General features: G+C 71.3%; 17 protein-coding genes. 8 read left to right on the top strand and 9 right to left on the bottom strand.

Annotated features, from left to right (window positions below):
- Positions 1 to 63: 63 nt before the first annotated feature.
- On the bottom strand, positions 64 to 2,274 hold the full coding sequence (locus AC5L38_RS11975) for a protein kinase domain-containing protein (protein WP_495242833.1): 2,211 nt from the start codon (positions 2,272 to 2,274) through the stop codon (positions 64 to 66).
- A 148-nt stretch (positions 2,275 to 2,422) separates the two neighbouring features.
- Positions 2,423 to 3,676 (bottom strand): serine hydrolase domain-containing protein, encoded by a 1,254-nt coding sequence (locus tag AC5L38_RS11980; RefSeq protein ID WP_495242834.1) that lies wholly within the window; start codon positions 3,674 to 3,676, stop codon positions 2,423 to 2,425.
- Positions 3,677 to 3,944: 268 nt separating this feature from the next.
- Between AC5L38_RS11980 and AC5L38_RS11985 the strand changes: the two genes are divergently transcribed.
- The 4 genes from AC5L38_RS11985 to AC5L38_RS12000 all read left to right on the top strand — a co-directional run bounded on the left by AC5L38_RS11985 (position 3,945) and on the right by AC5L38_RS12000 (position 8,359).
- Positions 3,945 to 5,171 (top strand): ROK family transcriptional regulator, encoded by a 1,227-nt coding sequence (locus AC5L38_RS11985; RefSeq protein ID WP_495242835.1) that lies wholly within the window; start codon positions 3,945 to 3,947, stop codon positions 5,169 to 5,171.
- 109 nt (positions 5,172 to 5,280) lie between these two features.
- Positions 5,281 to 6,702, top strand: a complete 1,422-nt coding sequence (locus tag AC5L38_RS11990) for an aldehyde dehydrogenase family protein (protein ID WP_495242836.1) — start codon at positions 5,281 to 5,283, stop codon at positions 6,700 to 6,702.
- Positions 6,672 to 7,331, top strand: a complete 660-nt coding sequence (locus AC5L38_RS11995; protein ID WP_495242837.1) for a ThuA domain-containing protein — start codon at positions 6,672 to 6,674, stop codon at positions 7,329 to 7,331. The genes AC5L38_RS11990 and AC5L38_RS11995 overlap by 31 nt, the downstream gene beginning before the upstream one ends.
- Positions 7,328 to 8,359: a hydroxyacid dehydrogenase gene (locus tag AC5L38_RS12000; RefSeq protein ID WP_495242838.1), complete on the top strand. Its 1,032-nt coding sequence runs from the start codon at positions 7,328 to 7,330 to the stop codon at positions 8,357 to 8,359. Before AC5L38_RS11995 ends, AC5L38_RS12000 begins: the two co-directional genes overlap by 4 nt.
- A gap of 93 nt (positions 8,360 to 8,452) precedes the next feature.
- On the opposite strand, the gene AC5L38_RS12005 is transcribed toward AC5L38_RS12000, so the two are convergent.
- Entirely contained in the window at positions 8,453 to 9,838 is a 1,386-nt protein-coding gene (locus AC5L38_RS12005) for a GH1 family beta-glucosidase (RefSeq protein WP_495242839.1), read from the bottom strand.
- Positions 9,839 to 10,520: 682 nt separating this feature from the next.
- Here AC5L38_RS12005 and AC5L38_RS12010 point away from each other — a divergent pair.
- The 4 genes from AC5L38_RS12010 to AC5L38_RS12025 all read left to right on the top strand — a co-directional run bounded on the left by AC5L38_RS12010 (position 10,521) and on the right by AC5L38_RS12025 (position 14,846).
- Positions 10,521 to 11,186 (top strand): hypothetical protein, encoded by a 666-nt coding sequence (locus tag AC5L38_RS12010; protein ID WP_495242840.1) that lies wholly within the window; start codon positions 10,521 to 10,523, stop codon positions 11,184 to 11,186.
- A complete protein-coding gene (locus tag AC5L38_RS12015; protein ID WP_495242841.1) occupies positions 11,170 to 12,801 on the top strand; it encodes an N-6 DNA methylase in 1,632 nt (543 codons plus the stop codon). Before AC5L38_RS12010 ends, AC5L38_RS12015 begins: the two co-directional genes overlap by 17 nt.
- On the top strand, positions 12,795 to 13,418 hold the full coding sequence (locus tag AC5L38_RS12020) for a restriction endonuclease subunit S (protein ID WP_495242842.1): 624 nt from the start codon (positions 12,795 to 12,797) through the stop codon (positions 13,416 to 13,418). The genes AC5L38_RS12015 and AC5L38_RS12020 overlap by 7 nt, the downstream gene beginning before the upstream one ends.
- A 168-nt stretch (positions 13,419 to 13,586) precedes the next feature.
- Entirely contained in the window at positions 13,587 to 14,846 is a 1,260-nt protein-coding gene (locus tag AC5L38_RS12025) for an alpha/beta fold hydrolase (protein ID WP_495242843.1), read from the top strand.
- 31 nt (positions 14,847 to 14,877) lie between these two features.
- Here AC5L38_RS12025 and AC5L38_RS12030 read toward each other — a convergent pair whose 3' ends face one another.
- The 6 genes from AC5L38_RS12030 to AC5L38_RS12055 all read right to left on the bottom strand — a co-directional run bounded on the left by AC5L38_RS12030 (position 14,878) and on the right by AC5L38_RS12055 (position 22,066).
- Positions 14,878 to 16,347 carry an ATP-binding protein gene (locus AC5L38_RS12030; RefSeq protein ID WP_495242844.1) on the bottom strand — a complete coding sequence of 490 codons (1,470 nt, stop codon included), beginning with the start codon at positions 16,345 to 16,347 and terminating at the stop codon, positions 14,878 to 14,880.
- Complete coding sequence (locus tag AC5L38_RS12035) at positions 16,344 to 18,023, bottom strand: NAD(P)/FAD-dependent oxidoreductase (RefSeq protein WP_495242845.1); 1,680 nt, start codon at positions 18,021 to 18,023, stop codon at positions 16,344 to 16,346. The genes AC5L38_RS12030 and AC5L38_RS12035 overlap by 4 nt, the downstream gene beginning before the upstream one ends.
- An 85-nt stretch (positions 18,024 to 18,108) precedes the next feature.
- Positions 18,109 to 19,023 carry a TrmB family transcriptional regulator gene (locus AC5L38_RS12040; protein ID WP_495242846.1) on the bottom strand — a complete coding sequence of 305 codons (915 nt, stop codon included), beginning with the start codon at positions 19,021 to 19,023 and terminating at the stop codon, positions 18,109 to 18,111.
- 334 nt (positions 19,024 to 19,357) lie between these two features.
- Complete coding sequence (locus AC5L38_RS12045) at positions 19,358 to 19,948, bottom strand: TetR/AcrR family transcriptional regulator (protein WP_495242847.1); 591 nt, start codon at positions 19,946 to 19,948, stop codon at positions 19,358 to 19,360.
- A gap of 193 nt (positions 19,949 to 20,141) precedes the next feature.
- Positions 20,142 to 21,155, bottom strand: coding sequence for a glutamine synthetase (gene glnII / locus AC5L38_RS12050; RefSeq protein WP_495242848.1), 1,014 nt, complete (start codon positions 21,153 to 21,155; stop codon positions 20,142 to 20,144).
- Between the two features lie 275 nt (positions 21,156 to 21,430).
- Positions 21,431 to 22,066 (bottom strand): MerR family transcriptional regulator, encoded by a 636-nt coding sequence (locus AC5L38_RS12055; RefSeq protein WP_495242849.1) that lies wholly within the window; start codon positions 22,064 to 22,066, stop codon positions 21,431 to 21,433.
- Positions 22,067 to 22,097 lie beyond the last annotated feature (31 nt).

A 22,097-nucleotide genomic window follows, 5' to 3' on the forward strand; every position in this document is an offset into this window, starting at 1 on the left:
CCCCATGAGCTGGGCGAATGCCGGTGAGGCGCGGGCCGCCGCGCCGGTGCGGGCTCGGTCACCTCACAGGACGCGGTCCAGGAGGCCGCCCAGGTCGACGTCCACCAGGGGCCTGTTCCCGGGGGGACTCTCCGAGTCCCGGGGTTCCCGCGGGCCGGGGTCCGTGCTCGTCTCCGGGGTCGTTTCAGGGCCGGCGTCAGGCCCGGGGCCCGGGTCGGGGTCGCAGGAGGGCAGGTCGATCCGGGCGGCCCGGGAGGGCGTGTCGCCCCCGGGCACGGTGGTGATCGTCACCAGCCGGGTGAGGTGTCCCCCGCACCGGGGCGGATCGGCGAACTCCCCGGCCACCTCCCGGTCGTACTCGGTGTCGCCGGACAGCTCCAGCTCCCGCGTGCCGCCGGACAGCACCTCGCGCGTGTCCCCGAGCCGCTGCGCGAACCCGAGCCGCACGATCACCGCCGAGGTGCTGGAGGTCCTCACCCGGAAGCCGACCGTGCTGCCGTCGAAGGAGGTGATCGAGACCTCGGGGGGCGCGCACGCCTCGCCGCGCACCCTCTCCGTGCGGCTGACCGTCCCGCCCGGGAAGCGGGGCGAGGTGGAGACCGTGACCCGGCGGTAGAGGGTCTGCCCGCAGGCCGGGACGGTGAAGGTGTGCGGGACGGTGTGCGAGTAGGTCCTCAGCCCGCCGATCACGGAGGTGCTCGAACCCGCCCGGACGAGCCTGTCGCGGTCGGGCCCCTCGGCGAAGGTGACGGTCACCCCGACGTCGCCCGTGGTGGAGGCGCGGAAGCCGACCGTGGTCCCGTGCGCGTCGATTCCCACGATCCTCAGGCCGCCGACCGCGTGCACGGGCCCCGGCGCCCCCGTCCCCGTGGGGTCCGGTGCCGGTGACCGGGTGAACGTGGGCAGGGGCGTGGGCCTGCGGGTGGGGGCCGTGGTCCGCGAGGACGTGGGCAGCGGGGGCGGAGGCTGCGATCCGGTCGGGAAGGGCGGCGAGGGCCGTGAGGGAGACGAGGGGACCAGCGTCCGCGTCGGGGCCGGAGACGGGGACGACGGGGACGACGGGGACGCTGTGACCTGGCCGGGGTTCGCGCCGTTCGGGGAGGGCGCGGGCTTCTTGGCGGCGGCGCTCCCCGAGGGGCGGCCCGGCCCGGCGGAGGGCTCGGGAGGCGCCGAGACCTCGCTCCGCCGCCGCTGCGCGGGGGTCTCCTCGATCATCGCGGAGCTGGGCGGCGGGGTGAAGATCGTGTCGGCGGAGAGCCGGTCCTGCGGCCGGTTGGCCGCGATCACCCCCGCGGTCATCGCGACGGTGATCACCCCGAGCCCGGCCAGGGTCCTGGGGCCCAGCCGGGGGCGGCGCACCCGCCCCACCCGGCCGAGCACCGTCTGGGCGACCGAGGACGCGGCCTTCGGCGCGGGCTTGGCCAGCGGGAACGCCAGCGCCAGCAGCGTGGCGAGCTCGGCCAGGTGCCGCCGCCCGCGCTGCTCCCACTCCGGCCCGTACGCCGCCAGCGCCGCCGCCTCCAGCTCCTCCAGGAACGCCCGCGCGCTCTGCGGCCGGTCCGCCGGATTCTTGGCCATGCCCCGCATGACCAGCCCGCGCACCGAGCTCGGCACCTCCTCCACCGGGATCGCCTCGTGCCGGTGGCGGTGCATCAGCACCAGGCGGTGGTCGGCGAGGTAGGGCCTGCGCCCGGTGAGGCACTCGAAGAACACGCACGTGGCCGCGTAGACGTCGGTCGCCGTGCTCGCCGGCGCCCCCTCCCACTGCTCGGGGGCCATGTAGGCCGGGGTGCCGGCGGTCATCCCGGCCTCCCCGACGTGGGCGGCGATGCCGAAGTCGGCCAGCTTGCTGCCGCCGTCGGCCTGGATCAGCACGTTCTCGGGCTTGTAGTCGCGGTGCACGACACCGGCGGCGTGCGCGAAGGCCAGGCCGAGCAGCGAGCCCTTGAGCACGGTCAGCGCCGCCTCCGGGCTCGTGCTGCCGTGCTCGGACAGGATCCGCCTGAGCGCGACCCCGTCGACGAGCTCCATCACGATCGCGGCCTCGAGCACGTCCTCGTAGTACTCGTAGAGCTGGACCACGTTCGGGTCCTGCAGCTCCACCATGACGCGCGCCTCGGCGCGGAAGCGCGCCAGGAAGCGGTGGTCGTCCTTCAGGGTCTCGTTGAGGTATTTGATGGCCACGTAGGCGCCCGTGGGGGCGTACGTGGCCAGCACCACGCGCCCGCCCCCGCCGACGCCGAGCTCCCGAACCTCGCGGTATCCCGGAACCATCCCGTCCCCTTCCGAGTGCCGTCGACTTGTTCGACGGTCTCACCCATGCGGTTGGTTGTCACGATTGGTCAACTTTTGCGGAGGGTGACGCTGGAATCGTGCTCGGTAGCGGAGCGTGCCGGGGATCGGCGCGTCGAAGGGGCGGGGGTCAGCGAGCCGGGAGCGACTCGTAGACGGCCTCGGCCAGGCGGTAGGCGCGGAGGTTGCCCGCGGCGGCGCCCGCCATCCTGTTCATCGTGTACGCCAGGCCCAGGCCGTGCTCGTCGTCGCCGAGGCCCAGTGACCCGCCCATGCCGGTGTGGCCGAACGCGGTCTCCGCGCCCCTCGCGGGGGTGAGGAAGGTCATCGACGGGCGCATGTAGCCCAGCCCGAAGGAGCTGTCGACGAACAGCACCCTGTCCGGGCCGCTCACCCTCCTGCGCGTCGCGTTTCGCAGGGTCTCCGGGCGCAGGATCCGTCCGGAGACCAGGTCGCGGTAGAAGCCCGCCAGGCCCCGCGCGGTGGTGACGGCGCCCATCGCGGGCCAGCCCGCGCGCAGGACGACCGGGTGGTTGGCGCCGCCCCGCAGCCTGTGGATCGGCGGGTTGCCCAGGGCCCGGTTCATCAGGCTGTCCCTGTCGAGCGAGGCCCTGGCCATCTCGTAGAGCGGGTCCCCCGGCCCCTGCCCCGGCAGCTCCGCCACCGGCGCGGGTGCTGCGGGCTCCGTGGGCGCGGGTGCTGTGGGTTCCGCGGGGCGTTCCCCGGCGGACAGCCGGGCCGCCCGCGCCGCCACGTCGTCCGGGGCGCCGACCCAGAGCTCCAGGCCGAGGGGACCGGAGATCTCGGTGGCCACGATCTCGCTCACGGACTTGCCCGACACCCTGCGGACCACCTCGCCGACCAGGAACCCGTACGTCAGCGCGTGGTAGCCGTGCGCGGTGCCCGGCTCCCAGATCGGCTCCTGCCCGGCCAGCCGGTCCGCGATGGCGGCCTGGTCCTCGAACTCCTCGACCGGGACCTGTTCCTCGATCGCGGGCAGCCCCGCCTGGTGGGTGAGGAGGTGCTCGACGGTGACGCGCTCCTTGCCGCGCCGCGCGAACTCCGGCCAGACGTCCGCGACCGGCGCGGTGACGTCGAGCAGGCCGCGCTCGGCCAGCAGCTGCGCGGCCGTCGCGGTCACCGCCTTGGTGCACGAGTACGCCAGCACGGGGGTGTCGCGCTCCCAGGCCCGCCCGTCGCGGCGGTCGGCGACCCCGCCCCACAGGTCCACGACCGGCTCGCCGTCCAGGAAGACCGCGAACGACGCGCCCAGCTCCTCGCCGCCGGCGAAGTGCGCGTCGAACACCTCCCGTACCCGCGAGAACCGTGGGTCGCAGTGCCCGTACGTGTCCACACGACCCCTGGTCCCGCCGTCTTCCGCCATCGCCCGTCCCGGTGTCTTAAAGTGAGCACTTGCTTGGTGGTCGAGCCTAACAACCGGAGCCGTCCAGGCCCAGGAGAGCGGGGTCCTCTCCTTGGCCGTCCCATGGTGTCGGCGGGCGTGGCGACGCGCGGCGCGACCTGGGAAACTCTCCTCACGCCCGGTACCCGCCGGACCGTTCCCCGGCAGGTGGGGCGCGGCAGAAAAGCCAGGTCGGGCAGTGGCTAGAGTAGTTGTACTAACATCTGAAATTACTTCCCCGGGGAGAAGAATGAGCCGTCCACAGCGGGGGACCCTTCGCGACGTTCGCAAGGGCAACCGGTCCGTGGTCCTGTGGACGCTGTACTTCGCCGGCGAGCTGAGCAGGCACGACCTGGCCCAGCTGACCGGTCTCAGCGCCGCGACGGTCAGCAACGTGATCGGCGACCTCATCACGGACGGCATCGTGGTGGAGACCGGCTCCGTCGACTCCGACGGCGGCCGGCCGCGGATCATGCTCAAGGTCGACCCCTCGTACGGATACGTCGTCGGGGTGGGCGTCGGGGAGACGCGCGTCCGCGTGGAGCTGTACGACCTGGCGATGCGGGAGCGGGCGAGGAAGGAGTTCGCCCTCGACCCCAGTCACCACGAACCGGCGGTGGTGGCCCGGCACGTCCTCGACGGCCTGGAGGCGGTCCTGTCCGACGCCGGCGCCACGGAGTCCGAGGTGCTCGGCATGGGCCTCGGCGTTCCCGGCGTCGCCGAGCAGGGTTCCGACCTGCTCATCCACGCCCGCGCGTTCGGCTGGGACGGCGTCCCCCTGGGCGCGCTCATCCGCGAGGGCACCTCGCTCCCGGTCTTCGCCGACAACGGCGTCAAGACGACCGGCCAGGCCGAGCTCTGGTTCGGCGCGGGCAAGGGCGCCCAGCACCTGGTCATGACCTTCATCGGCACGGGGGCCGGGGCGAGCATCATCAACGGCGGCGTCACCTACCGGGGAACGGCGAGCGGCGCGGGCGAGTGGGGTCACACGAAGATCGTCCTCGACGGGCGCCCCTGCCGCTGCGGCGGCCAGGGCTGCCTGGAGGCCTACATCGGCGCCGAGGCGATCCTGGCCGGGGCGGGCAGGGACCTGGGGGGTGACGACGAGGAGAGGGTCTTCGCCGAACTCCTCGCCGACCCGCTGGCGCGGCCCGCGCTCGACGAGGCCGTCCGCTGCCTGGGGGCCGGGCTGGCCAACCTGATCAACCTCTTCAACCCCGAGCGCGTCATCCTCGGGGGCTGGGCCGGCTCCCTCCTCGGGCGGAGGTTCCTCCCCGAGATCCGCGCCGCCGCCGCCCGGTACTCCCTGCCGCTGCCCTTCTCGCAGGCGTCGATCGAGCTGGGCAAGCTCGGCGCCGAGGCGGTCGCCCTGGGCGCGGCCACCCTGGTCGTCGAGGACTTCCTGCTGCGCAGCCACGCGGTGCGCCCCGCGGGCCGCGTCGCGGCCCCGGCCCCGGCCGGGCACGCGCCCGCCTGATTCCGGGGAGGCGTCGGCAACCGCTTTCCCAGGCTTCCGGGACTGTTGACGCGGCCTCCGTTCAGCACTTATTTTGCATTCTGTACTAAGAGTAATAATGATGTAGGGGATGGCTGTGGGCAGGTTGTACATCGACGGGACATTCCAGGACGCCGCCTCAGGAGGCACCGCCCCCGTGCACGAGAAGGCGACCGGCGCGCCGATCGGCACGTACGCGCTGGGAGGTCCCGCCGACGTCGACCGGGCCGTCGCCGCCGCCCGCGCCGCGCAGCCCGCCTGGGCCGCCCTCTCGGCACCGGAGCGGGCCGGATACCTGCGGGGCGTCGCCGAGCACCTCCAGGGCCGCTACGACGAGCTGGTCGAGCTGAGCATGCGCGAGACGGGCGGGGTGCGGGCCAAGGCCGAGGACGAGGTGGGCACGAGCATCCGCCAGCTCCTCATCTCGTCGGTCCAGGCGACCGAGAACGCCGGGGACATCCTGCCCCCGTACAAGGCGGGCAAGCTGTCGCTGTCGCGCGCGGTGCCGCTGGGCGTGATCGGCGTCATCACGCCGTGGAACTACCCGATGAACCTCGCCATGCGGATGGTCGCGCCCGGCCTGGCGTTCGGCAACACCATCGTGCTCAAGCCCGCCGAGCTGACCCCGCTGGTCGGCGGCCACGTGCTGGCCGAGGCCGCCGAGGCCGCCGGGCTGCCCGCCGGGGTGTTCAACGTGGTCACCGGGGACGGCCCCGAGGCCGGCTGGGCGCTGGCCGACCACCGGGGGCTGGACCTGCTGGACTTCACCGGCTCCCGCGAGGTCGGCCTGGCCATCGCGGCCTCCGCGGCCACCGACCTGCGCGCGATCCGCCTGGAGCTGGGCGGCGACAACGCCTTCATCGTCCTGGAGGACGCCGACGTCGAGCTGGCCGCGTCCCACGCCATGATCGCCTCCCTGGAGTTCCAGGGGCAGACGTGCATCAGCTCCAGCAGGCACATCGTCGTGCGCGAGGTCGCCGACCGCTACCTGGAGGCCGTGACCAGGCGGGTCGAGGCTTTGCGCCTGGGCGACCCGATGTCGCCGGAGACCGACCTGGGGCCGCTGATCAGCGAGGGCCAGCGGGACCGGCTGCACGAGCGGATCGTCGCGCCCTCGATCGCCAAGGGCGCCCGGCTGGTCACCGGGGGCACCTACGACGGGCTGTTCTACCGCCCCACCGTGCTGGCCGGCGTGACCCCGGACATGCCCGCGTTCACCGAGGAGATCTTCGGGCCGGTCATCCCGGTGACGGTGGTCGACTCCGAGGACGAGGCCGTAGAGCTCGCCAACCGGCACCCGATGATGATGGACTCGGTGTTCACCGCCGACCTGATGCGCGGCATGGACGTGGCCGAGCGGCTGCGGGCGGGCGAGGTCCACGTCAACGACGCGCACGCCCGACACGGAGCGGAGAACCAGATGCCGGGCTTCACCAGGCGCCAGTGGATCGGGGTCCAGCGCACCCCGCTCACCCTGCCCGAATGGGCGAGCGACCCGGCCGGCCGCCGATGAGGAGGGCGCTGGTCGTCCGCGGCGGCTGGGAGGGGCACGTCCCCGTCGAGGCGACCGACCTGTTCGTCCCCGAGCTGGTCGCCGCGGGCTTCGAGGTGACGACCGCCGACGACCTGGAGGTCTACGCCGACGGGCCGCTGCTGGCCGGGACCGACCTGGTCGTGCAGTGCTGGACGGGCGGCGTCCTGACGCCGGAGCAGGAGGCGGGACTGGTGTCCGCGGTCCGCGCGGGCACCGGCTTCGCCGGCTGGCACGGCGGCCTGGTGGCGACCTTCGACGGCAGCCACGACTACCTGCGGATGGTCGGCGGGCTCTTCCTGCACCACCCCGAGGACTTCCTCACCTACGACGTCGTCATCGACCCCGCGCACGCCGGTCACCCGATCGTCGCCGGGCTGGACGACTTCACCGTCGAGACCGAGCAGTACTGGATGCTCACCGACGCCCACAACGAGGTCCTCGCCACCACCCGGTTCGTCTCCCCGCAGACCACCATGCCCGTCGTCTGGACCCGCCGGTGGGGGAGGGGGAAGGTCTTCTTCTCCGCCGTCGGCCACCGGATGGAGGACCTGCGGCACCCCACCGTGTACGAGCTCACCCGGCGCGGCCTGATCTGGGCCGGCCGGTGACCGCCGGTCCGCCCTCGGTGGTGCCGGCGATGTACCCGGGGCTGCCCGCCCGCCTGTTCCCCCCGGCCGTCGCCGACCGCCTCCGCGCGGTCGCCGAGGCCGACCTGGCGGCGCCGCTCACCGACTTCGCCTCCGACGAGGCGCGGGCGCGCCTGGAGCGGGCGGAGGTCCTGGTCACCGGCTGGGGCTGCCCGCTCATCGACGAGTCCGTGCTGCGGCACGCGCCGCGCCTGCGGGCCGTCGTGCACGCGGCGGGGAGCGTCAAGGGCCATGTCGGCGAGGCCGTGTTCGCCCGGGGGATCCGGGTGAGCTCGGCCGCCTCGGCGAACGCCCTGCCGGTCGCCGAGTACACCGTGGCGATGATCCTGCTCACCGGCAAGTCCGTCCTCGCGCTCGCCCGCGAGTACCGGGCCAGGAAGGTGGACCTGCGCCTGTACCAGGGGCGCGACGGCCACCGCGACTACGGCGACTACGGCAACTACGGCAGGACCGTCGGCCTGGTCGGGGCCTCCAGGATCGGCAGGAGGGTCGCTGAACTGCTCGCCCCCTTCGACCTGGACGTGCTGGTCGCCGATCCGTACCTGGACGCCCGGGGCGCGCGGGAGCTCGGCGCGCGCCTGGTCGGGGTCGACGAGCTGTTCGCCGCCGCCGACATCGTCTCCCTGCACGCCCCGGCCACCGAGGCCACGGTGGGGATGGTCACCGCGGCCCGCCTGGCCGCGATGCGCGACGGCGCGACGCTCATCAACACCGCCAGGGGCTCCCTGGTGGACCAGGAGGCGCTCGTCGCCGAGTTGGTCACCGGCAGGCTGTCGGCGGTGCTCGACGTGACCGAGCCCGAGGTCGTCCCCGCCGACTCGGTGCTGTGGGACCTGCCCAACGTCGTCCTCACCCCGCACGTCGCCGGGGCGCTGGGCAACGAGCTGGCCAGGCTGGGGGCGTGCGCGGTGGAGGAGGTGCTCCTGGCGCTGGCGGGCCTGCCGCTGCGCCACCCGGTGGACCCGGAACTGCTGGCGATCACCGCGTGACGCGACCGGCGGGCCGTACGACGTCACCTGACGCGGATGCTCCCTTTCTGGGGCGGGGAGCATCCGCGTCAGGTGATATCGGGATTCCTGCGGTCAGATCCCGTTCCTGCCGATGACCCCGCCGTACCACAGCGCGCTGTCCTTGAGGACGCGCGTCTGGGTGTCGTAGTCGACGTGGACCAGCCCGAACCGCTTGTCGTAGCCGTAGGCCCACTCGAAGTTGTCCATCAGCGACCAGGCCAGGTAGCCGCGCAGGTCGACACCCTCCTGGATCGCCTGGTGGGCGGCGAGCAGATGGGTGCGCAGGTAGTCGACGCGCTCGGCGTCGGCCACCCTGCCGTCCTCGGCGGAGTCGGGGTAGGCGGCGCCGTTCTCGGTGATCATCAGCGGGGTGGACGGGTAGTCCCGCGCCAGCCGCACGAGGAGCCTGCGCAGGCCGTCCGCCTCGACGGGCCAGCCCATGCCGGTCACCGGCAGGTCGGGTTCGGGGTGCTCGACGCCCTCGGTGCCGGGGAAGCGGTCGGAGGAGGGCGTGCCCACCTTCGCCGCGACGTGGGTCGGCGCGTAGTAGTTGACCCCCAGGAAGTCGATCGGGGCGCCGATGAGCTCCTCGTCGCCGTCGAGGATGTGGCCCAGGCCGGTGAAGCGGGCCGTGTGCTCCAGCATGTCGGCCGGGTAGCGCCCGTACACGATCGGGTCGAGGAAGATCCGGTTGTGCAGGCCGTCGACGAGCCTGGCCGCCGCGACGTCGTGCCGGTCCTGCGGGTCGCGGGGGGAGACCGGGGTGAGGTTGACCGTGACCGAGACCTCCCTGGCGCCCGCCGCGCGCAGGGCGCGGGCCGCCAGGCCGTGGCCGAGCAGCAGGTGGTGCGCCGCGAGGAAGGCCGAGGCCGGCTCGGCGCGGCCGGGAGCCTGGTCGACGGTGCCGTACCCGAGGAAGGCCGAGCACCACGGCTCGTTGAGGGTGGTCCAGGTCCTGACCCGGTCTCCGAGCCGGTCGTACACCGCCTCCGCGTACCCGGCGAAGTGGTGGGCGGTGTCGCGTGCGGTCCACCCGCCCCGGTCCTCCAGGATCTGCGGCAGGTCCCAGTGGTACAGCGTGGCCATCGGGTCGATCCCGGCGGCCAGCAGGGTGTCCACCAGCCGGTCGTAGAAGTCGAGGCCGCGGGGGTTCACCGGTCCGGTGCCGTCGGGCTTGATGCGGGGCCAGGAGATGGAGAAGCGGTAGGTGCCCACGCCGAGGTCCCTCATGAGGGCCACGTCCTCGGCGTAGCGGTGGTAGTGGTCGCAGGCGACGTCGCCGGTCTGCCCGAGGTGCACCCGGCCGGGGGTCCTGGAGAAGGTGTCCCAGATGGAGGGGGTGCGGCCGTCCTCCGCGGTGGCGCCCTCGATCTGGTAGGCGGCGGTGGCGACCCCCCAGCGGAAAGCGGGCGGGAACAGGGCCAGGCCGGTGCCGGTCCGGTCGTCGGTCTGGGTCATCCCTTGATCGCTCCTTGCGTGGTTACGCGGATGTGTCGCCTGACGAGCGGCGCCGGGGCGACGGTCGGTGGCGGAGGCGCCGGGGCGTTGCCCGGCGGGGCCCAGCCGGTGTGCCCTCTGCGCATCGAGTCACCCTCCCGCGCTTTGTGAGCGCTCACGAGGAGTGGTGACTTCTCAACTTCGAGGCTTAATTCATATTGAAATTTAAGAGGCAAAGCTCCGTCTGCGTCAAGGTGGTGTTATCGAGTCGTTTCACGGGTCACGGAGAGTATTGATCCATGTCGAAGGGGTGCCCGGGTGTCCGTGGGGGGTCGGCTCGCCGTCGCGGTCCGCGAAAAACCGACGGCTGGGGCCGTGCGGCGCGTCGCGGAGTCCGGGGGGCGTCGGGTGGCGGTGTTCCCATCGCGGGCACCTGGAGGGCCTTTTCGCGGAAACCCTCGCAAGAGGGGTTAACAGTTTTTGTATGGCAATACGGTTGCACGTCGATAGGTGCAGGGATATCGTCGTTCGTGACGGGGAGATCTTCGGGACGCGGAGCCCACCAAGGGCGGTGATCCGAGGTCAGCGTGGGAAAAGCCGTGCCCCGGGCGGCATGCGAAGCAGAGGCGGACCCGGGGCTTACATATTCACCTTACCCGGAGCCTCCGATCCCTGACAGGTCGATCCCCCGGAAAGAGCGGTCGTGACCTCCGAACTGCCTGAATGGTTCCAGCGAGTGTTCTCCACACCGCGCTTCGCCCCCTACCTCGCCGCCTCCGGACGGAACGTCGCGAGGGCCTGGCAGTTGTACCGCTGGAACGTCGAGGTGTCGGAGGCCTTCTACGGCCCCCTGCACTGCCTGGAGATAGGGCTGCGGAACGCGGAGCACGACCAGCTCCGCGCCCGCTACGGCCGGGCCGACTGGTGGGAGGTGGCGCCGCTGCGAAAGCACGACGCCTGCAAGATCGGCAAAGCGCAGGACGATCTGCGTCGCAGAAGTCGCAGGAACGGCGTTCCCTTCACGGCTGATGACGTGCTCGCCGAGTTGTCGTTCGGCTTCTGGGTGTCGCTCCTGAGTCAGTCCTACGACCGGCACTTCTGGGTACCGGCGCTGCACAAGGCCTTCCCGCACTATTCGGGCCGCCGCAGCGAACTGCGCGACAATCTTCAGGCGATGGTGCTGTTCCGTAACAGGATCATGCACCACGAGCCCATCCACCATCGGCATCTGACGGCCGATCATGCCAAGATCTATCGCCTTCTCGGCTATCTGGAGCCCGAGGTCGCGCCGTGGTTGCGGCGATTCGACCGGGTGCCTGGAATCCTCGCACGGAGGCCGAAGGAGGGTCACGGTGACGAACAGGCCTGATGGTTACGTGTCCCGGTCCGACATCGCACGGCTGGCGGAGGTGCGACGTCCGGCTGTGACCAACTGGGAACGCCGCCACCGCGACTTCCCGCCGCCCGTCTCGGTCGGCGGCGAGGAGCTTTTCGAGGCGTCGGTCATCGGCGCCTGGCTCGATCGCCGCATGATCGCGAGCAACGCGCTCGTACCGGGGGAGCGGGTTGGTTCGACCTACGGGGATCGTTTTCGCGGGAATCTCGTGGCGCGCCCCGAGGAGACCACCGAATACGTACCCGTCCTCCCCGCTACGGAGCGTGCTTCGGGGGACAGGCACACCGTATGGGAGAAGCTCGACAGACTGCGCGGCCCGGTGGAGGTGGCCCAGTATCGAGACCTCGTGCTCGGCCTGGCCTACCTGCGTATACGTGAGGATGACAGCTGGACCGCCGTGACCCGCGGCTTCCGGGAGGGAGCGGCCGAGAGCCTGCTCGCACTGGAACGCCTGCTTCCCGGGCTTCCCTACAGGGACTCGTGGACCTCCAGTTGGTCCGGTCGCGAACTCACCGGTATCGCCGACGCCGTCGACCACGTGGTCCGCGACCGAGAAGGCGCCGAGGTGTTTCGGGAATTGCTGGCATGGTTCGCCGTGCGGGAAGGTTTCAGAGGCGGAGAGTTCCACACTCCCGAATCCGTGGTGCGCGTGCTGGTCGAGAGCTTGTCGCCAGACCTGCCGGGAGCGGTCTACGACCCGGTCTGCGAAGCGGGCGGCCTGCTCGCAGCCGTGGCGACCCACGTGCGGGAAGTGGCCGGTCGGCCCCCTTCCTCGCTGCGCGGTGACACGTTCAACGTGCGATCGCTCGCGCTGGCGGAGATGAACCTCGCACTTCACGGAGTGGAGGCGGAACTCGGAGCGCGTTCAGTCCACGACCTGTGCGAAACGATCCCTTCCTCGGCGCGTTTCGACTACGTCGTCACCAATCCTCCCTTCAACATGAGCGGCTGGTGTTCCGGTGACCCGGCCCACCACGGATCGTGGCCCTATGGGCCGCCGCCCGCGCACAACGCGAACTTCGCCTGGTTGCAACGGGTGGTCGGCCTGCTCGCACGGGGAGGACGAGCAGGCGTCGTCATGCCGCCCAACACGACCTTCTCCGAGAACGAGCGGGAGCGTGCGATCCGCGAGAATCTGGTGAGGGCCGGTTGCGTCGAGGGCGTGATCACGTTGCCGTCCCGGCTTTTCCCCTCCACGGCCATCGCCGTCACCGTCTGGTTGCTGACACCTCCCGACGAGTCGCGCGGGGAGGTCCTTCTTGTCGACGCCTCGGGCATGGGACAGATGATCACCCGTACCCGGCGGGAGCTCAGCGGTGCCGACATCCGGGAGCTGGCGAACATCGTCTCCCGTTGGCGGCAAGGTGAGGAACCCGAGCCCGGACTGGCCGTCTCGGTGCGGACCGAGAACCTCCGCCGGCTGGATTACAACCTGAACCCCCGCGTACACGTCGTGTCGGCGCCGATTGACGCGTCCGCCGACAGACATACGGTCGAAACCCTGCTGCGGAGACTCGGCTACTTGCACGTAGAGGCGGCGGAGGCGGACGCTCAAGCCGAGCGGGAGCTTGGAAGGCTGCAATGGTGAGATCACTCGTAGGGGAATTGCCCGGCGGCTGGACCGAGGCCCGGCTCGAAGAGATTTGCGAGCTGAAGGCAGGACCCACCATCCCGGGGGACTCCGGCGCATCCGCCGCCGTGATGAAGCCGAGAAACATCGCCGACGGCCGGTTCACCGGAGCTCCCGACAGAATCAGTGAGGAGGCGGCCGCGAAGCTGTCCCGTTACCGGCTCATGGCCGGAGACATCGTGTGCGTGCGGACAGGCAGTCTGGGCAAGCACGCCCTGGTGACCGGGAAGCAGGCGGGATGGGTGATCAGCACGGGAATCATCAGGCTTCGCTCCGGCACGTCTGTGGATTCGCGCTACCTCGACCACTATCTGAGCCATCCGGCGGTCGTGGACTGGTTCATCCGCAACGCCGCGGGTGTTGCCATTCCCAGTATCAGCACCAGGGTGTTGCGCACGCTTCCCGTCGCGCTCCCGCCTCTGCACGCACAGCGGTCGATAGGCGAGACGCTCGGCGCGCTGAACGAGAAGATCGCCGCTCACGAACGGATCTGCCGGACCACCGCTGAGCTCCGTGACACACTGCTTCCTCTCTTGCTGTCCGGAACGACGACCTTGCGGGATCAGCTGAGATAGGTGTCGAGGAGAGAGCGGGCGGCGGTGCTTACACCGCTCCGCGGTCGCCGTTCCTCGCCGCGCCGAATCCCGCGGCGAGGTGGACGTCCGTGCCGGACGTCCGGCCGCCCGGTCGCCACCCGCCACCTGGAGCGGAGGACGTCGCCGGTGTCCGGTAGCTTTCCGTGAGTGACTGTCCTTCTGCCCGGTGTGGCGCTCACCGACCACGTGTTCACCGCTCCCCTCGACCACGCCGACCCCGGCGGCGAGACGATCGAGGTCTTCGCCCGCGAGGCGGTCGACCCGGCGCGGCAGGGGGAGGACCTGCCCTGGCTGCTCTTCCTGCAGGGCGGTCCCGGCGGCAAGTCGCCGCGCCCGGCCGCCGCCGACGGGTGGCTGGGACACGCGCTGAAGACCCACCGGGTCCTCCTGCTCGACCAGCGGGGCACCGGCCGCAGCACCCCCATCACCGCGAAGACCGCGAGCGGCACGGACGCCGAGCTCGCCGCCCGCCTCGGACACTTCCGGGCCGACTCGATCGTGGCCGACGCCGAGCTGATCCGGCGCGAGCTCTGCGGCGACCGGCCGTGGGAGACCCTGGGCCAGAGCTACGGCGGCTTCATCACGCTGACCTACCTCTCCCGGGCTCCCGAGGGCCTGGCGACCTGCTACGTGACCGGCGGACTGTCCGGGCTCGACGCCGGCGCCGACGACGTCTACTCCCGCACCTACCCGCGCGTCCGCGACAAGGTGAACCGCCACTTCGCCCGCTACCCGCACGACTCGGGCCGCCTGGACGCCATCGCCGCCCACCTGCGCCGCCACGAGGTCCTGCTCCCCGACGGCGACGTGCTGACCGTACGCCGCCTGCAGACCCTCGGCATGTGCCTGGGCATGAGCGACGGGGCCGAATACCTGCACTGGGTGCTGGAGGAGGCCTGGACCGGCGACAGGCTCTCCGACCTGTTCCTGTACGAGGTCATGATGGCCACCGGCTTCGTGGGCAACCCGCTCTACGCGGTCCTGCACGAGTCGATCTACGCCCAGGGCGCCGCCACCGGCTGGGCCGCGCACCGGCTGCTGCCCGAGGAGTTCCGCGAGGACGCGGCGACGACGCTGCCCACCGGGGAGATGATCTATCCCTGGATGTTCGACGAGATCGCCGCGCTCCGCCCCTTCAAGGGCGCCGCCGAGATCCTCGCCACGACCGACGGCTGGCCCGCCCTCTACGACCCCGCCCGGCTGGCCGCCAACCGGGTCCCGGTGGTCGCCGCCGTCTACTACGACGACATGTACGTCGACGAGGGCCTGTCCATGCGCACCGCGCGGGCGGTGGGCAACCTGCGGACCTGGGTGACCAACGAGTGGCAGCACGACGGTGTCCGCGTCTCCGGGGGCGGCGTCCTCGCCCGCCTGATGGACATCTCCAACGGCGTCCACGGCTCCTGAGGGCCTCAGGGCCCTCAGGAGCTCAGAGCCCTCAGGTGGAATCGGCCGTCTCGGTGAGGGGCAGGCGCACCTCGAAGCGGGTGTCGCCCGGCTCCGACTCCACGCGCAGGTCGCCCCCGTGGCGGCCCGCGACGATGCGGAAGGAGATGTCCAGGCCGAGCCCGGTGCCCTCGCCGACCGCCTTCGTGGTGAAGAACGGCTCGAAGATCCGCTCGCGCAGGGCCTCGGGGACGCCGGGGCCGGTGTCGCAGATCTCGATCAGCGCGACCGTGTCGTGTTCGAGCCGGGTGCGGACGGTCAGGATGCCGGTGCCGGCCATCGCGTCCAGCGCGTTGTGGATCAGGTTGGTCCACACCTGGTTGAGCTCCCCGGCGTAGGCGGGGATGGGCGGCAGCTCGGGGTCGTAGTCGGTGGCGATGGTGATCCCCGGCGGGATCTTGCCGCGGAACATGGTGAGGGTGCTGTCCAGCAGCTCCCGCACGTCCACCGTCTGGTACGGCGCCCGGTCCATCTGGGAGTACTGCTTGGCGGAGGCGATCAGGGAGGAGATCCGCTCGGTCGCGTCGGTCACCTCGTTCAGCATCTGGGTGATCTCGATGGCCTCCGACAGCCAGTGCATCGCCCCGTCGAGGTAGCGCTCGCCCAGCGCCTCGCGGATCTTCTCCATCTTGGCGACCTTGAACCCGGCCGCCACCAGCGGCGGGGCGATCTCCCAGGCGTCCTCCACCCCCGCCTCCTCCAGCGCGTCGGCCAGCTCGTCCTCGGCGTCGGAGATCTGCAGCGGGGAGCGGGACGGCGCCTCGGTGATGCTCGCGGCGCACGCCTCCTGCAGGTCGACCAGGGCGCGCAGCCGCTCGGGCTCGATGCCGTCCTCGGCCAGCGCGGCCAGCCGCCTGCGCGAGGTCTTCGTCTTCTCCCGCAGTTCGTCCACGGCCCGTACGGCCGCCGCGGCCGGGTTGTTGAGCTCATGGGTGAGCCCGGCGGTGATCGTGCCGAGCGCGGTCAGCCGCTGGCGCCGGTCGACGAGCTCCCGCTGGGCCATCCCGCCGATGCGGGCCCCGTCGAGCAGGTGCACCGCCATCGGGAACCACTCGGCCATGATCTTGCCGTACTTCCTGGCCGGGAGCATGAACATGCGCGTCGGCTTGGTGGCACGCAGCGAGTGGCTGTAGGTGGCCGGGGCGCGGTCGCCCAGGTAGGCCAGGACCGCGCCGCCGTAGGCGCCGGGCTGCGAGGTCGGGCTCATGGTGACCGGCCCGGCGGTGGTCTCGGTGACCATCACCACCTCGCCGTCGACGAGCACGGCGAAGCAGTCGGCCGGGTCACCCTGCTTGACGATCGCCTCGCCCGCGTCGTACTCCTCCTCGTCGCCGTACCTCGCGAGCCAGCGGAGCTTGTCGTCGTCGAGCTTCTCGAAGAGGAACAATCCGCGGAGCACGTCGATGTCGATCGTGTTCTTGCCCTCGCGGGCGGCGGGAGGGACCTCGTCCTGAGTGGTCATGTCTTCTCCAGATAGCGGTGGACGAGGGCCACGGCCATCGCGCCCTCGCCGACCGCCGAGGCGACCCGCTTGATCGAGTCGGCCCGGACGTCGCCCGCGGCGAACACCCCCGGCACGTTCGTCTCCAGGTGGTACGGCTCCCGCCGCAGCGGCCAGTTGCGCGGCCTGTTCTCGTCGGCGGTCAGGTCGGGGCCGGTGAGGACGAAGCCCCGCTCGTCGCGCTCGATGGTCTCCCCGAGCCAGTCGGTGATCGGCTGGGCGCCGATGAAGACGAACAGCCACTCGGCCTCGACGGTGCGCTCGCCCTCGGGGCCCTTCAGCGTGATCCGCTCCATGTGGCCCTCGCCCTCGGCGCCGACCACCTCGGTCTCGGTGTGCACCTCGATGTTCGGGATCCGCGAGATCTGCTCGATCAGGTAGTGCGACATGGTCCGCTCCAGCCCGTCGCTCCTGACGATCAGGTGGACCTTGCTGGCGTAGCCCGACAGGTAGACCGCGCTCTGGCCGGCCGAGTTGGCGGCGCCGACGATGTAGACGTCGCGGTTGGCGCACTCGGGCGCCTCGGTCAGGGCCGCGCCGTAGTAGCAGCCGGAGCCGATGAAGTCGTCGAGGCCGGGCGCGTTCAGCCTCCGGTAGGAGACGCCGGTGGCCAGGATGACGGTGTGCGCGGCGATCGTGCCGCCGTCGGCGAAGCCGACCACCCGGGCCCGGCCCTTGACCTCCAGGCTGGTGACCGTGCGGGCGGTGAGCAGCTCGGCGCCGAACTTCGCCGCCTGGCGCCGCGCCCGGTCGGCGAGCTGGGCGCCGGAGACGCCGTCGGGGAAGCCCAGGTAGTTCTCGATCCTGGAGCTCTGGCCCGCCTGCCCGCCCGAGGCGTGCTGCTCGACCATCACGGTGCGCAGCCCCTCGGAGGCGCCGTAGACAGCGGCGCCCAGCCCGCCGGGACCGCCCCCGATCACGATCAGGTCGTAGAAGTCGGTGGCCGGGGCGGTGGACAGCCCCACGGCCTGGGCCAGCTCCGAGGGGTTCGGCGCGACGAGCTTCGTGCCGTCGCCGGTGATGACCAGCGGCAGCCTGGCCGGGCTGACGGCCGCCCTCTCCCCGGTGGCCTTCTCCTCGGCCGCGGCGAGCAGCTCGGCGCCCTCGGGGGAGTCGGCCAGCATCCAGCGGTAGGGCACCTGGTTGCGCGACAGGAAGTCCCTGACCTCGTACGACGGGGCCGACCAGCGCGCGCCCACCACCCGCAGCTCGTCGGACTCGCGCCGGTCCGTCCGCTGCCAGGCGTCGAGCTGGGCGTCCAGCACCGGGTAGAACTTCTCCTCCGGCGGGTCCCACGGCTTGAGCAGGTAGTGGTCGAGGTCGACCACGTTGATCGCCTGGATCGCGGCCTCGGTGTCGGCGTAGGCGGTCAGCAGCACGCGGCGGGCGTACGGATACAGGTCCATGGCCTGCTCCAGGAACTCCACGCCGTTCATCTGAGGCATCCGGTAGTCGGCGAGGATCGCCGCCACGTCGTCGCCGCGCAGCCGCAGCTCGCGGACGCTGGCCATGCCCTCGGCCGCTGTGTCGGCCCGGACGACCCGGTAGGAGTGGCCGTAGCGCCGCCGCAGGTCGCGGGCGACGGAACGGGACACGCCTGGATCGTCGTCGACCGTCATGATGACCGGTTTTTCCATGTCCTGCCTTCCCCCGAGATGGAGACATCCGATATGGAGACAATCTCTACGAAGGATGTCACATCGCTGTTAAACCAAACATCTGTCAGGCGTGGTCGTGGGGGGTGGGTGACCCCGGTGACGGAGGGGAACCGTAGGGACGGTGGCCGGGCATCCCGGCGGCGCGCAGCAGGGCGGCCGGGCGGTCGCGGTCGGCGAGGAACCGCCGCAGGTCGGGGTCGGTGGCCCAGATCTCGCGCATGGCCTCGTGCCCGACCCGGCCCGCGACGATCTGCAGGGCGATGTCCTGCCTGACGTACTCGACCGCCATCGCGACGACGGCCGGGTCCTCGGTGTAGACGCCCCACGCGGTGCCGCCGGCGAAGCCGCCGATCAGGGCCTCGCGCCGGTCGCCCGCGACGACCAGCAGCCGGTGCTCCGGGTCCTCCTTCGCGTTTCCCTCACCGTCGGGGGCAGGGAAGAGGTGCTCGTACAGGTTGCCGACCGGCTCCCGCGCCGGCCCGAAGTGCATCACCGAGGTCTCGACCCCGCGCTCGACGGCCCGCCTGATCAGCGAGGCGAGCGGCCCCATCTCCTCGGGCCAGATCGACAGGAACAGGTCGCCCCGCGCCCCGGCCACCACGTCCTCGGCCCGGGCGAGCAGCGCCCCGGCGTCCTTGAGGTTGTGGATCAGGTACGCCTTGGGGGGCGCCACGATCGCGGGCAGCGAGACCTCCAGCGACTCGATCGAGTCGGTGAACTCCCTGCGCATGCGCTCCAGCAGGGACCGCGGCGGCAGCGGCAGGTAGTCGGTGGCGTCGTCGGAGCCGCGCAGCTCGTAGGCCGCCCCCTTGGCCACCAGCTTGCCGAGCGTCTCGTAGACGGTGCTGCGCGGCACGCCTGAACGCTTGGCCACCTCGTAGCCGTTCAGGGGCTGCCCGGCACCGACCAGGGTGACGTAAGCCTTGGCCTCGTAACCCGACATGCCCAAGCGCTGTAATTGCTCCACTACGTCCCGCATCGCAGTTATGGTACGGCGCGAGGTACCCGTTTAGCGCTGTCCTAAAGCACCTGTTTTGTAGGATTTTCGTGACGTGAACTCGTTCCGGCCCGTGGAACTGGGGTAACGGAAGCGGGGAGCGCTCCCTGGGGAAACATTTTACTTTCGTTCTGGTCCGTCGGATTCATCGTGCGTGCTCAGACGCCCGGTGACGGGCGTGGGCCGGGGCCGCTCCCGGCCCGGGCACCGCCCCGGCCGGTCGCGGTCCCGGCGGGGGCGCGCCGTGCGGCCGGAGCCCGTGCCGGGCGGGCGGCGTTCCCGGTAATTTCGGTCCGATCCGGGCTCCCGGCCGCCGCTACGCGGGCCTCAGCGCCCTGAGGGCGAACTCCGCGACCGTGTCGGCGTACTCGTGGGTGAGGGGGGCGGTGCGCAGCATCCAGCGGTGGTAGATCGGCCCGTACAGCAGCTCGACGGCCACGTCCAGGTCCGCGTCCTCGGCCACCTGGCCCGCCCGCCGGGCGCTGCGCAGCCGCTCCCTGGTCGCCTCCAGGTGCGGCCCCATGATCCGCTCGGTGATCTCGGTGTTGATCCCGGGGTCGTTCAGCGCCTCGATGGTCATCGCCCGGCTCATCGTGTCGAGCCTGGTGTCGTTGTACTCGTCGACGATGGCCCGCAGCACGAGGCGCAGGTCGGCGCCGAGGTCGCCGGTGTCGGGCAGCGCGAGGTGCCCCTTCTCGTCCCCGGTCACGGCGAGGACGGCGTCGACGAACACGGCGCCCTTGGACGGCCACCAGCGGTAGATCGTCTGCTTGCCCACCCCCGCGCGGGCGGCGATCGCCTCCACCGTCAGCTTGCCGTATCCCGACTCGACGACCAGGTCGAAGGCGGCGCTCAGGATGGCCCGGCGCGACTGCTCGCTGCGACGGGCCGGGTTCGGTGTCTTCACGTGCCCGAATGTAGCACTCTGCGAGTCGAAACGTCTCGTCTTGCCTGGCCGGTGCCCGCTGAGGGTCTCGGCGGCCCATTCTCCGGGGTGATCCGCAAGCGCGGGACCCCCGGGTTCCGGTCCCGGCCGGGACGCCGAAGGCCGCGGGCGCCCCCGGCAGGGCGTCCGCGGCCTTCGAGTCCGTCGCTCGGGATCAGACCTGGTCGGCCTTCTCCAGAGCGGAGCAGCAGGTGTTCACGATGAGGCGGGTGACCAGGTAGGGGTCGACGTTGGCGTTGGGACGCCGGTCCTCGATGTAGCCCTTCTTCTCCACCTCGACCTGCCACGGGATGCGGACCGAGGCGCCGCGGTCGGAGACGCCGTAGCTGAACTCGTTCCAGGGGGCGGTCTCGTGCAGGCCGGTCAGGCGGTCCTCGATGCCGGCGCCGTAGTACTTGACGTGCTCCAGGGCGTTCGCGGCGAGGGCCTCGCAGGCGGTGATGATCGGGTCGTACTTCTCGCGCATCGCCTTGGTGGAGAAGTTGGTGTGCGCGCCCGCGCCGTTCCAGTCACCCTTCACCGGCTTGGCGTCCAGGGTGGCGCCGACGTTGAAGGACTCCGCGGTGCGGTAGAGCAGCCAGCGGGCGATCCACATGTGGTCGGAGACGTCGAGGGGACCGGCCGGGCCGATCTGGAACTCCCACTGGCCGGGCATGACCTCGGCGTTGATGCCGGAGATGGCCAGGCCCGCCTCGATGCAGTAGTCGAGGTGCTTCTCGACGATCTCGCGGCCGAAGACCTCGTCGGCGCCGACGCCGCAGTAGTAGCCGCCCTGCGGGGCCGGGAAGCCGCCGATCGGGAAGCCGAGCGGACGGCCCTCCTTGAAGAAGGTGTACTCCTGCTCGATGCCGAACCAGGACTCCTGGTCGGCGTACTTCTCGGCGACCTCGACGAGGGCGGCGCGGGTGTTGCTCTCGTGCGGGGTCATGTCGATGTTGAGCACCTCGCACAGCACCAGCACGTTGCTGCCGCCGCGGATCGGGTCCGGGCAGGTGAACACCGGCTTGAGCACCCGGTCCGAGGAGGAGCCGTCGGCCTGGTTCGTGCTGGACCCGTCGAAGCCCCAGATCGGGAGCTCCGCGCCGTCCGCCATCACCTTGGTCTTGGAGCGAAGCTTGGCGGTCGGCTGGGTGCCGTCGATCCAGATGTATTCAGCCTTGAAGGTCATCGGCGGAGTCCTTGAGGATGGAGGGATCTGCTGCCCCCAAAGATTCGCAAGTCGCGATTTCGCATCTGTTGCCCGTGTGTGAACAGGGTGTTACCCGGCCCTATATGGGCAGGCAGTGGCCGTACAGAAATCCGCACAGCCCTGTTTCGGGGCTGTGAGCTGCCATTTCACGGGACGATTGGAACGATTGAGACATCCGTCACAGCAGAGACCGATTATTGCTCTAGGCCGCTTTAATCACCTTTGTCTCATATGAGGGTCCCAGGGGGCCGTCTTCACATGGTGCCGAAGACACGGGCCGAGACCGACTCGTGGGCGAGCCTCCGCATGATGTCGAGCACCCTGCTGTGCAGGACGGTGCCGAGGACCATGGCCTCGACCGCGGCCTCGCGGGGGCCGCCGAGCGGGATGGTGCCGATCTCGTGTTCGGTCACCAGCCGCATGGCGGCGTCGGCGTAGGGCCGCAGGGCCTGGGCGTCGGCGGGCATGCCGAGCCGGCCGAGGGTGAGGACGGCCTGGGCCAGCTCGTCGCGGGCCGGGGCGCCGGGATCCACCTCCCAGCCGAGATCGTCGATCATGGCGTCGGCGTCGGCGCGGGCGCGCGCCCACTCCTCGTCGGACGCGTGCTGCTCGACCGCCGGGGCGATGGCGTACTGTGCGACGCCGAGCACGTGGTGCAGGTTCAGGTCCGGGTCGTCGATGGCGGCCAGCACCTTGCCGATGGCGGCGATGGACAGCCGGCCCACCTCGAGCAGCGCCCGGATCAGCCGCAGCCTGCGCACGTGCTCCTCGCCGTAGCGTGCCCTGGTCGCCGAGGTCTGCTCCCCGGCGGGGAGCATGCCCTCGCGCAGGTAGTACTTGATCGTCGGGATGGGCACGCCTGATGCGGCGCTGAGCTCGGATATCCGCATCATTGGATAGTACAGGTAGCCAATGCGGGGG

It is taken from the genome of Streptosporangium nanhuense (assembly GCF_059358815.1).